10 protein-coding genes are annotated in these 11,988 nt (G+C 30.9%); 7 read left to right on the top strand and 3 right to left on the bottom strand.

The window, feature by feature from the left end:
• Nucleotides 1–19: 19 nt before the first annotated feature.
• From CLV91_RS04020 to CLV91_RS04000, 5 genes are all read left to right on the top strand, one after another.
• Nucleotides 20–1,036: a sugar phosphate nucleotidyltransferase gene (locus tag CLV91_RS04020; RefSeq protein ID WP_121064217.1), complete on the top strand. Its 1,017-nt coding sequence runs from the start codon at nt 20–22 to the stop codon at nt 1,034–1,036.
• Between the two features lie 190 nt (nt 1,037–1,226).
• Complete coding sequence (locus CLV91_RS04015) at nt 1,227–2,189, top strand: tetratricopeptide repeat protein (protein WP_121064215.1); 963 nt, start codon at nt 1,227–1,229, stop codon at nt 2,187–2,189.
• A 6-nt stretch (nt 2,190–2,195) separates the two neighbouring features.
• Nucleotides 2,196–2,990, top strand: a complete 795-nt coding sequence (locus tag CLV91_RS04010) for a DUF4292 domain-containing protein (protein WP_121065701.1) — start codon at nt 2,196–2,198, stop codon at nt 2,988–2,990.
• The gene (locus tag CLV91_RS04005) at nt 2,980–4,215 is read left to right on the top strand and encodes a murein hydrolase activator EnvC family protein (RefSeq protein ID WP_121064213.1); all 1,236 of its coding nucleotides are present in this window, start codon (nt 2,980–2,982) and stop codon (nt 4,213–4,215) included. The genes CLV91_RS04010 and CLV91_RS04005 overlap by 11 nt, the downstream gene beginning before the upstream one ends.
• A 69-nt stretch (nt 4,216–4,284) precedes the next feature.
• Nucleotides 4,285–5,502 carry a bifunctional alpha/beta hydrolase/OsmC family protein gene (locus tag CLV91_RS04000; RefSeq protein WP_121064211.1) on the top strand — a complete coding sequence of 406 codons (1,218 nt, stop codon included), beginning with the start codon at nt 4,285–4,287 and terminating at the stop codon, nt 5,500–5,502.
• A gap of 22 nt (nt 5,503–5,524) precedes the next feature.
• On the opposite strand, the gene CLV91_RS03995 is transcribed toward CLV91_RS04000, so the two are convergent.
• Both CLV91_RS03995 and CLV91_RS03990 read right to left on the bottom strand, forming a co-directional pair.
• The gene (locus CLV91_RS03995) at nt 5,525–6,040 is read right to left on the bottom strand and encodes an acyl-CoA thioesterase (RefSeq protein WP_121064209.1); all 516 of its coding nucleotides are present in this window, start codon (nt 6,038–6,040) and stop codon (nt 5,525–5,527) included.
• A gap of 112 nt (nt 6,041–6,152) precedes the next feature.
• Nucleotides 6,153–7,130: an HU domain-containing protein gene (locus tag CLV91_RS03990; RefSeq protein WP_121064207.1), complete on the bottom strand. Its 978-nt coding sequence runs from the start codon at nt 7,128–7,130 to the stop codon at nt 6,153–6,155.
• A gap of 104 nt (nt 7,131–7,234) precedes the next feature.
• Here CLV91_RS03990 and dprA point away from each other — a divergent pair, with 104 nt between their 5' ends.
• Together dprA and CLV91_RS03980 are read left to right on the top strand one after the other, a co-directional pair.
• Complete coding sequence (dprA, locus tag CLV91_RS03985; protein ID WP_121064205.1) at nt 7,235–8,338, top strand: DNA-processing protein DprA; 1,104 nt, start codon at nt 7,235–7,237, stop codon at nt 8,336–8,338.
• Nucleotides 8,339–8,571: 233 nt separating this feature from the next.
• Nucleotides 8,572–9,327, top strand: a complete 756-nt coding sequence (locus tag CLV91_RS03980; protein ID WP_121065698.1) for an FKBP-type peptidyl-prolyl cis-trans isomerase — start codon at nt 8,572–8,574, stop codon at nt 9,325–9,327.
• 95 nt (nt 9,328–9,422) lie between these two features.
• On the opposite strand, the gene CLV91_RS03975 is transcribed toward CLV91_RS03980, so the two are convergent.
• The gene (locus CLV91_RS03975) at nt 9,423–11,924 is read right to left on the bottom strand and encodes a TonB-dependent receptor plug domain-containing protein (protein ID WP_121064203.1); all 2,502 of its coding nucleotides are present in this window, start codon (nt 11,922–11,924) and stop codon (nt 9,423–9,425) included.
• Nucleotides 11,925–11,988 lie beyond the last annotated feature (64 nt).

Here is an 11,988-nt window from a genome sequence, read left to right as displayed (position 1 = left end):
GCATTTGCGGACAATAAGTATGAAAATAATAGTTCCAATGGCGGGCAGAGGCTCGCGACTAAGACCACATTCTTTAACCGTTCCTAAACCATTAATTCCGGTTGCAGGAAAACCAATTGTTCATCGTTTAGTGAGTGATATAGCTAAAGTGTTAAAACAACCAATTGAAGAAATTGCTTTTGTTTTAGGTGATCCAGCTTGGTTTGGAGAAGATGTAATTGCTAGTTTAAAAGAATTAGCAGAAAGCTTAGGAGCAAAAGCATCTATCTATAGACAAGATAAACCATTAGGAACAGGACATGCAATTATGTGTGCAGAACCTTCTTTATCTGGCCCTGCAGTAATTGCATATGCAGATACTTTAATTAGAGCAGAGTTTGATTTAGACCCAACAGCAGATAGTGTTATTTGGACTAAGAAAGTAGAAAACCCAGAAGCATACGGAGTAGTAAAACTTAATGATAAAAATGAAATTGTAGAGCTTGTAGAAAAGCCAGAATCTTTTGTTAGTGATCAAGCAGTAATTGGTATCTATTATTTTAAAGATGTTGCGGTTTTAAAAGGAAAATTGCAAGAAATTCTAGATGAGAATATCATGAACGGTGGAGAATACCAAATTAATGATGGTATTAAACGTATGATGTCGGATGGTAAGATTTTTAAAACAGGTACCGTTGATGAGTGGATGGATTGTGGTAATAAAAAAATCACCATAGAAACCAACCAAAGAATGCTAGGCTTTTTAGAAGCAGACGGAGAAGAATTAATATCTAATTCTGTACAATTAGAAAACGCAAATATTATTGAACCTTGCTATATAGGTAAAAATGTAGTTTTAAAAGACACTACAGTTGGCCCTTTTGTTTCTATTGGGGATAATTCTGTAGTAGAGAATTCTACAATTAAAAATAGTTTAATACAAACAAATACTACAATTACTAATGCTAATTTAGATAATGCCATGATTGGTAATCATGCTAAATTTAATGGTAATTTTGAAAGTATAAGTATCGGAGATTATTCTGTTTTGGAATAGTTTTACTTTATAAATAGATTTAAATGCCTCGTGGGTTAGCCTACGAGGCATTTTTATTATAAGCAATTGTTCTAGCCGCTGTTAATTCCTTGTTATAGAAAGCCTTTCTTTTTAGAAATATTCAAGTTTTTATAATAATTTAGTAGTTTACAAGGATTACAAATTCTTCTCTTTGCTAAAAAACATTTCAATGAAAATTAGAAATATATTTAAAGTAGTATCTCATTTAGGGTGTTTTTTTATACTCTTATTGGGGAATAATACTGCTATAGCTCAAGAAGATAAAATAGATATAGAAGAAAGCGCTGCGGTCTTTTTAGAGGACTATTCCGATGATTTTCAAGAACAGTTTTTTGAAGGGTTAAAGCAAAAAGGCATTGAGAATTATGATAAAGCCATTAATCACTTTCTAAAATGTAAGGCAAAAGAGCCTAATAATGCTGTTGTGAGCCATGAGCTGGCAAAAGTTTATTTATTAGATAAACAATACATAAATGCTCAAAACTATGCTATAGAAGCTTTAAATAATAAGCCAGAGAATATGTGGTATTTATACACCCTAGTTAAAGCCTTACAATTACAAGGAAATACAGTAAGTAATATAACTAAAGAGGTTCCATATAGTAATTTAAAACTTAGAGAAAACCTAAGTCATATTTATTATAACCAGGAAAAGTATAAAGAAGCATTAGCGGTGATAGAAAAGCTAAAAAGAACAGATAAAACACAAGTATTATATTCTAAAATAAAAGATGCTTTAAAAAAACAAGAATCTCAAATTTCATCAGTTTCTTATTCTACTTCTACTATTACAAAAACTTCAAATACTAGAGATAACGCAGCACAGTCTTATAAAACTAGACTTCAGGGTCTAATACGAATAGAAGCTTATGCATTGGTAAAGCAAATTTCTAAAGAAGCTTTAGAACAATATCCTTTGCAGCCTTATTTTTATTATGCACAAGGATTAGCTTTAAATCAAAATAAAAAATACAGAGAAGCCCTTACTATTTTAGAAGCTTCTATAGATTATTTAATAGATGATATTTCATTAGCAAACAAAATATATAAAGAAATGGCAAACGCCTATACAGGATTACACCAAACTTCTAGAGCAAATATGTATCTTCGTAAGATAAAACCTGGTTTTTAAAGTATGATGCATTCCACAAAGCAATTTATTAAATACACTATACTAAGTATTGGTTTTCTATTTGTTTTTTCATGTAAAACCAATAAAGTTGTAACAGATGGTAGTATAAATGAAAACCTTTCTGCTAAGGCCATTATAAAAACGCATTACCAAAACCATATAGATTTTAAGACTTTAAGTGGTAAGATGAAAATTAACTATTCTGACGGGGAATCTTCCCAAGGAGTATCGGTTAGTTTGCGCATGGAAAAAGACAAAGCCATTTGGATGAGTGCTCCACTTGGTATGGTAAAAGTATACATAACACCAAGCAGAGTATCTTTCTATAATAAACTGCAGAATGAGTATTTTGATGGTAATTTCTCTTATTTAAGTAACTTATTAGGAACCGAATTAAATTTTGAAAAAGTACAAGATTTACTAGTTGGGCAAGCAATTTTTGATTTGCGTAAGGAGAAATACAATGCTTCTATAGCAGATAAAAACTACCAATTAAAACCACGTAAAGCAGGTAATTTATTTAAAACACTTTTTACAATAGAGCCCACTAATTTTAAAATATCTACACAACAACTCTCTCAACCTTTAAAGAAAAGAGTATTAGAGATTGATTATAAAAATTATCAAAAAATACAAAACAGAGTAATACCAAATTCTGTAATTATTACTGCTATAGATGAGGAAGTAACCAATACCATAGATTTAGAGTATAGGAATATGGAGTTTAATAGAAGCCTTAATTTTCCATATAAAATACCAAAAGGTTTTGATGAGATTGTACTAAAGAATAATGGGAAATAATTTCTTTTTTAAACTAATTTTAGTTGTTATAATAACTGTTAGTTCAGTTACCATAACCTATGGGCAAACAAATGAGCAAAAATCTTTAGAAGCCAAAAGAGAAAAATTACAAAAAGAGATATTAGATATAAATAGATTGCTTTTTGCTGAAAAAAAAGAAAAAGGAAATGTGTTGGATCAGATGGAAGCTTTGGATAAGAAGATTAGCGTTCGTCAGCAATTAATACGAGTTACAAATCAGCAATCTAATTTACTAAATCGCAAGATTAATGCTAATATTAGAAGCATTTCTAAACTAAATAAAGAATTAAAAGAGGTTAAGGATGCTTATGCTTCCATGATTCAAAAATCCTATCAAAATAAATCCCAACAAAGTAGATTGCTATTTTTATTGTCTTCTACTAACTTTTATCAAGCTTTTAAGCGTTTACAGTATATGCAACAGTATACAGAATACCGTAAAGAACAAGGGTTACAAATAGCTGCTAAAACAGAAGAATTAGCATTACTTAATAAAGACCTAAATGAAGAGCGAAAGGTAAAGGAAGTTTTAATTGCCCAAAACAGAAAAGCTAAAAACAAACTTTTTGGAGAAATAAAAGCGCAGAAAGAGCTTCTTAGTAGTATTAGAAAAAATGAAAGCAAATATACTAGTGTCATAAATAAGAAGAAAAAGGAAGCTCGTAAAATAGATAAACAAATAGAAAATCTAATACGTAAAGCCATTGTTGCGTCTAATAAAAAAATAGGAAAAAAGGCAAAGAGCTCTTCTGCTAAGTTTATACTAACACCTGAAGCAACTACGGTTGCAAATAATTTTTCTGCAAATAAAGGAAAACTAATTTGGCCTGTAGAGAAAGGTATTAAAAGTCAAGGATTTGGAATTTATAAAGATGCAGTTTACCCTGGAATAAAACACCAGAGTAATGGTGTAATTATAGCTACAGATGAAGGCGCTAAAGCAAGGTCTATTTTTGAAGGAGAAGTTATTGCAATACTTGCAGTTCCTGGTGGTAATAAAGGGGTACAAATAAAACACGGTAATTTTATAAGTACGTATTATAATTTATCGGAATTATATGTAAAAAAGGGCGATAAGGTAACTGCAAAACAAGAGCTTGGCACCATTTATACCAATCGGTCTAACGGACAAACACGCCTTAAATTTTATCTATACCAAGATACAGCTAGGTTAAACCCAGAGGAATGGGTGTATCAGCTGTAGTTTTCCTGCTTTAGTAATTTTTATTTTCTTTTTACGACTACTTAATTCCTAAGCAAAGCATGGAAAATTATGAAAAGCATTAAACTAAAGATTATAAATAATAAAGGATTTAAACTTCAGGCACACTTAGAATTACCTGCCAATCAGAAGCCTAATGACTACGCAATTTTTGCACATTGTTTTTCTTGTAATAGTACATTAAGTGCGGTAAAGAATATTAGTAGGGCTTTAACCAATCATGGTTTTGGAGTTATTCGGTTCGATTTTACGGGCTTGGGTAGAAGCGAGGGGGAATTTGCAGATAGTCATTTTTCAGGAAATGTAGAAGACTTATTAGCGGTAAATACATTTATAACCAAAGAGTATAAAGCTCCGAGTTTATTGATTGGGCATTCTTTGGGAGGAGCGGCAGCTATTGTTGCTTCTTATAAACTAGATAATATTAAGGCTGTTGCCACTATTGGTGCGCCTGCAACTGTAGAACATGTAACCCATTTATTTTCTCATGATCCTGAAGAAATTAAAGAAAAGGGAGAGGTAAAAGTACATATAGGAGGAAGGCCTTTTAGAATAAATCAGGAGTTTGTAGATAACTTTAAAAAAACCAATTTACCAGAAATAACTAAAAAATTACGTAAGCCTATTTTAGTAATGCATTCGCCTATAGATACTATTGTAGGTGTTGATAATGCACAGCAAATTTATCATAATGCGCACCACCCTAAGAGTTTTGTTAGTTTAGATGATGCAGACCATTTATTAACTAATGCTAAAGATAGTTTGTATGTTGGTAGTTTAATTGGCTCTTGGGCACAACGTTATTTTCGGCAAGAAGAAAATGAAATGATTTCTACAGAAGGAGAACAGCTTGTTGGGCATTTAAATTTACTAGAAGATAATTTTGCAACATCTATCCAAACCAAAAAACACTCTTTTATTGCAGATGAACCAGAGAGTGTTGGCGGTGATGATTTTGGCCCTTCTCCTTATGATTTTTTAAGTGCAGGTTTAGCAGCATGTACCGTAATGACATTAAAAATGTATGCAGAGCGTAAAAAGTGGGATTTACAAGAAGTATTTGTATACATAACGTATTCTAAAAAACATAGTGATGATTTAGGTTTAGCTGTAGATAAGCCAACACGATTTGATTATTTAGAAAAGAAACTAAAGTTTGTTGGCAATTTAGACGATAAACAGATTATTAGACTAAAAGAAATTGCAAGCAAATGTCCCGTTCACAAAACATTACAAAGTGAAGTTATTATTAATACTACAGTTTTGTAATTACTAAAATTTATTTTGTTTGCTACTGCTCCATAAACAACGCACGTAGCTCTGTGGCGTCTTTAGGCTTCATTTTGCCCGCCAATACAAGACTAAGTTGTTTTCTTCGCAAAGCGCCGTTAAAACGCTCCTTTTCAAGTTCTGTTTCTGGTTTTAGTTCGGGTACTTTCGTTGGTTTTCCTGTTTCATCAACAGCAACAAAAGTGTAAATAGCCTCATTGGCTTTTGTGCGTTCGCCACTAAACCTATCTTCCATCCAAACATCTATATATACTTCCATTGAGCTATTAAACGCTCTAGATACGGCAGCATCTACAGTTACAACACTTCCAACAGGAACAGCTTGGTTAAACGCAACATGATTTACAGATGCAGTAACAGTAATTCTTCTACTGTGTCTCCTTGCAGCAATACTTGCAGCTCTATCCATACGTGCTAATAATTCTCCGCCAAAAAGATTGTTTAAAGGGTTGGTTTCACTTGGTAAAACCATATCTGTCATTTGTGTTCTAGAGTCACTAGGTTTTTTAGATTGCATGCAATGTATTTTTTACAAAGATACATTCTTATACTGAGCTTATATATAAAGTATTATAACCAAAATGCTTTATATAGAATAGTATTTGTTTAAAATAGGAAAGAATTAGTTACTATCTAGCAGAAAATAACCAAGCATCTTTAGAGTGGTTATGCTTTACTTGTTTTAATGTTTCTAAAGCTTTTTCTGTATCCGTAAAATGGTCATAAGATACCATGTGTAGACCATGTGCATTTGTACCAAAATAAGAAGCATTATACCCACGTCTTTTAAGCTGTCTAATTTTTTTCTCTGCATTAGTTTTGTATCTAAATGCACCAGCAACTATATAATGTACCGTTTGGTTTTTATCCAAATCATCATGTATAACATTCTTAATAGCAGTAGTTGCATCTAATGTGATAGAAGGTAGCTCTAGCGGAGAAGATTCAAAAAACGTAGCTTCTTGTATGTGTTTAGAAACTCTGTTTTGTGCTTCTTGTTGTACTAATTGTTTTGTAGTTTCAGATTGCTTATATCCTCTATAAACGGTTAAACCTGTAGATAAAGCAAGTAAAAATATTGCAGCATATTTTAAATATGGTCTAAAAGAAGTTGTTTCTCTTTTTTCAGGAGTAATAATAAAAGGAATGGTCTCTTCTAACTGCGCAACTTCTTCTTTTAAAACTTCTCTTGTTACAGCTGCAGAATTAAAAGATGTAAGACCAAAAGAACTAGTTAAATAATTTACTTTCTCTAATGGTTTAAATATAATTTTTTCTTCAGCGTTTAAAGTTAGTTCCCCAATATTTTCAAGGAAAAGTGTCTTGTTATTAGTAAGTTCTTCTGTCCAATCTGTAACTGCAGCTTCAATTTTAGTAAGAATAGCTTCGTAAGTAGATTTTTCTGCCTCAGCAATGTAAGAAACCAATAAACCATCATTAGTGGTTAACTGTCTGTTAAAAGAAATCTCTTTAGCTGGCGGATAAAAAGTATTACTTTCCTCTACCAATTTGGCATTTCTTTTTTGAGTTAAAAAAGCTCCAAAATTTGGAACTGCCACACAGTTATATCTGTATAGTAAATCGCTTATATAGTGTTCTAATACCATCCCTACAAAGATTGTAAAAAAATAGATTCTTGGAAACTCTTCTCATAACTTTTTATTAACATTATATTTTCGGTATTTTGTGAATAACTAACCATTAATTATAAATGACTACAACTGAATTAATTGCAATCTTAAGATTACAAAGTATACCCAATATTGGAGACATAACAGCCAAAAAATTAATTGCACATTGCGAGAGTCCAGAGGCTATTTTTGAAGAAAAACTGCAAAATTTATTAAAAATTGATGGTGTTGGCACACACACTTTAAGAGGTTTGTTTGATACAGAACATTTAGAAGCTGCAGAAGACGAAATGGCGTATATAAAACGTAATAATCTGGAATACAGCTATTTTATGAATGCCGAGTATCCATCGTATTTAAAACACTGTATAGATAGTCCAATTCTTTTGTTTAAAAGAGGAAAAATAGACCTTGAAAATAGAAAAATTATTAGTGTAGTTGGTACAAGAAACATTACGAGTTATGGTACCGCTTTCTGCGAAGAGTTTATTGAAAAAATAGCACCATTAGACCCTATAATTGTTAGCGGATTTGCTTATGGAGTAGATATTTGTGTACAAAAAGCAGCAGTAAAACATGGATTGCAGACTATTGGTTGTTTGGCACATGGACTAAATCAAATTTACCCAAAAAAGCACGCTAGTTTTGCTCCTGAGGTAGAAAAAAATGGCGGATTTTTAACTGAATTCTGGAGTAATAGCAATCCTGAAAGAGAAAATTTTTTAAAAAGAAATAGAATAATTGCCGGTATGACAGAGGCTACAGTTGTTATAGAATCTGCAGATAAAGGAGGTAGTTTAGTTACTGCAGATATTGCTCATAGTTATAGTAGAGATGTTTTTGCTGTTCCAGGAAGAGCAAAAGATAAATATAGTTTGGGTTGTAATAACCTTATAAAACAACAAAAGGCACATATGTTAACTTCTGCCGAAGATTTAATTTATTTATTAGATTGGGAGGTAGAGCAAAAACCTATCCCAATGGTGCAAAAACAGCTTTTTGTAGAATTAGAGGATAAAGAACAAGCTATTTATAACTACTTGCAAAAGGAAGGAAAACAACTTTTAGACACTATTGCATTACAATGTAATATTCCTGTATATAAAGTATCATCTACATTATTAAATATGGAAATGAAAGGGGTTATTAGGCCGCTTCCAGGAAAATTGTTTGAAGCTATTTAGTTTTTTTACAAACTAAGTGGTCTTTTATGTCTAAATCAATTGGTGTTCTAATGCTCATAGGTGCATTATATGGATAAAAAACAACAGAAAATCTAGTGTCTTTTTTAAAAGGGTATTCTAATCACTTTTTAAAACAAACTATTGGGTTTGTTTCTCTATTTTGTAAAATGTATGATATTAGTGTTTTCTCTTTTTTAATTTTAACTATTTTCGCATCAAAATATACTATAAAAATGAAGAATTTTATCCTTGTTGCTATATTACTACTTGTGGGTGGTAATAGTTATGCACAAAAGAAGAAAGATTTAATTGCTGAAGTTGCAAAATTAAAGTCAGAAGCAACTGAAATGAAAGCGCAATTACATAAAATTAAAAAATCTAAAACAGTAAACTTAGAAGATAGCCTGCAAAAATTTAGCTATGCTTTTGGAGTAGAAATAGGAACTAATTTAAAGGCATTAGGAATAGATTCTTTAGCGTATCCTATTTTTGCGGTTGCATTAGAAGATGCACTTAACGGAAATGAAAAATTATCTTCACAAGAAGCCCGTTCTGAAGTACAAAATACTATTCAGAAAATTCAAGAAAAGAAAGCAAAAGAGTTAAGTAAGGCAGGAGATCTTTTTTTAGCTGAAAACGCTAAAAGAAAAGGGATAGTTACTACAGAAAGTGGTTTACAATATGAAGTTATTAAAGAAGGCAATGGAGCAAAACCTGTAGCTACAGATAAGGTTAAGGTACATTACGAAGGAAAATTAATAGACGAAAAAGTTTTTGACAGCTCTATAGAAAGAGGGGAGCCTGTTGTTTTTGGAGTGTCGCAAGTTATTCCAGGTTGGACAGAGGCTTTACAATTAATGCCTGTTGGTTCTAAATGGAAAGTGTTTATACCACAAGATATTGCATACGGGCAAAGAGGAGCAGGAGGGTCTATACCTCCTTATTCTGCTTTAATTTTTGATATAGAGTTAATATCTATTGAAAAGTAAAAAACGTTTTAAGAGTAAGAACAAGTCTAATATCCTAGCTTTGTTCTTACTCTTTTTAATACATCATCTACAATTTTAACTGCTGTTATAAATTTTTAATTATTTATAACATTAAAGTTATAAGTACTATTAACAACTCTTCCATCAGTAGTTATACCTTCTACTTTTATTAAATATTCTCCCAAATTATCTCCCGTATAAAAATTAACAACAGAATTGTCTTTTCCTTTCAATTTTATATTAGGTTCCCAATGTAAGGTAGTCCTATAATCTTGTTTTTTGTGTTCTGGTTTAGGAGAGTTATAATTAGGAACATAAAACTCTCTGATTTTAGAGAATCCTTTAATTTCAAAATTAGTAACACCAGGGTAACGTTCTACATTTGTGTTAAAACCTAAAGCACCATTTGTACTTGTATATAGAGCAATTACACCATTAGAACCTCTTGAACCATACATTGCAGTAGCAGCACCTTTTAAAACATCTATAAACATAACTTCATTAGCAAGCATACCTTGTATAGCATTTCCTGGGACTTCATTCCCATCAATTAGAAAAAGAGGGTCTGTAGTTAGCGAAAGACTAGATGCTCCTCTAATTTGAATCGTTTGATTTGGAAAACTTCCTAAAATTCTTACACCAGACACACGCCTAAGCAGGTCAAATATAGAGGCAGATTCAGTTCCAGGAATGGAGTCAACAAACAATCTATTATCGGGAGAACCATATATAGTAAGAGAATTTATTTTTTCATTTATAATTTCTTTTTTTGTTTTTTTCTTGGCTTCAATTGTTACCTCCTCTAGCATTGTTACTTGCGGATCGTACTTAAAGTCATTTACTTTTTTACGGTATGTTTCTTTTAAATATTCTTGAGCATAACTAATTGGATATTGTTCAGGTTTTTTCCAAGGATAGTTAGTTGTAATTTTAGGAAGGTTGTTTTTTATGTAAATTGAAATCTCTTTTTCTTTTTCCTTATCTAAAGTCGATACTTGTATTACTCCTTTTACACTATCTTGAAAAATAAAAGGGCCAAAAGAAAATTTGCCTTGTAAATTTGTGGTCTTTTTTTCTTGGTATATTCCTTTTTCTAATATACTAATAGTTACATCTGTTTTTTTGGGCTGATGTCTATTTTTAAATGCGGTTGTTTGTCCGTTAATCATAATACCCTTTTCTGGTATAAATGGTTGTTTTTTGATAATAGAATCATTCAATAAATTTTTCCAAACAAACCTGCGCCAACCATGAGTTAGCATTAATGCATCTAATAAATATTTTGTAGCATTTGTATTGTCTTTAAAAAAATAATTTGCATTAGAAATAGTACCACCTATATCTGAATTTAATAATAACCAGCTTTTAATAGTTTTACTTTCTTTTTTTAAATTATTACTAGTTACAACACTCATAGAAAAATCGCCATCTAAAAAATTTCCTTTTGCGTCTGTAAGTTCCATTTCTATTGCCACTTTGTCTCTAGTGTTATACTCTTTTTTAGTAGTATTTATAGAAAGTTTTGTATCATTATCTGGATGGTCAATAAAAACAAGACGTTCGCAAACAGGTTCTCCATTTGATGTGAATAAGGTAAATTGTGCTACACCATCTTCAATATCTTTTGACATTAACTTTATTGAAAAAGATTTTTTCTGGTTAGATTTTTCAATATGTTTCAAAAAAGTAATTCCTCTAAGGTGTCCGAGTAACAAAGTACCATTTAAACCATTTGGTATATTTGTTTTGGCTTGTATATTAATATAATCTCCTTTGTTTTCTATAGTTAAAACATATCCTTTTGAAATAGGGTTTGGAAGAGGAAACCTTTTTTCTATATTATTTACTATAGTACTTGCATAATATTTTTTAGTTGCTTCTGGTGTAAAACTAGTACTCCCTAATCCAAAAGAATAGCTTCTAAAAGGTACAACCATATTATTATCTTGATCTACTATTTTTCCTTGTAATGCTATGCCAGACCCTATAGAATCGGTTACTTTTATCCCTATTACACTTTTAATTCCATAAACTAAATCGCCACCTTCAGGAAAAAATTGAAAATTAGGCTCTATAGTCTTTTGTTCTATTAATATATTTTCTTTTTGTGTAGGTATGTTTTTAGAAAGTTCATTTGAAAAAATGTTTTGTGTCCAAATTGGAATTTCTTTTTGAAAGAATACGGGCTCCTTTTTATTTAGCATATACTTTGTATAGGAGCGTAACAAATAAGTACCTTGTTTTATTTTATTATTTATTTTTATGTCTCCTGCTGCAAAATCATCAACATAAATTTTTTTGTGCGTAATTATACTATCTTTTTTATCTACAAGTTCTACATAAATAACTTTACTTTTAGAGCTTTTGTAATGTGTAATACCATCTAGTAAATATGCTTTAAACCAGATAGTTTCTCCATTTGTATAAAAATCTTTATCTGTTTGAAGGTAAACTTTTTCTGGACCACCATTAAAAATATAAGTGGCTAGTTTAGAAAAGATGTGTTCAAATGCTGAATTTTCTATACTAGATTTTTGAAAAGCACTGAATAAAAAAATGATAACTAAAGAGGATATATAAATAGAAGTTCTTTTCATCTAAAAAAATGTTGCTTAGTTGTACTAATTATACTACAATAACAACTATTTTTTTACTTTATAA

Origin of the sequence: Maribacter vaceletii (assembly GCF_003634105.1) — a bacterium.
Classification (GTDB): Bacteria; Bacteroidota; Bacteroidia; order Flavobacteriales; family Flavobacteriaceae; genus Maribacter_B; species Maribacter_B vaceletii.
Note: the sequence above shows the minus strand (reverse complement) of the source record. Positions and strands in the feature narration are given on the sequence as shown.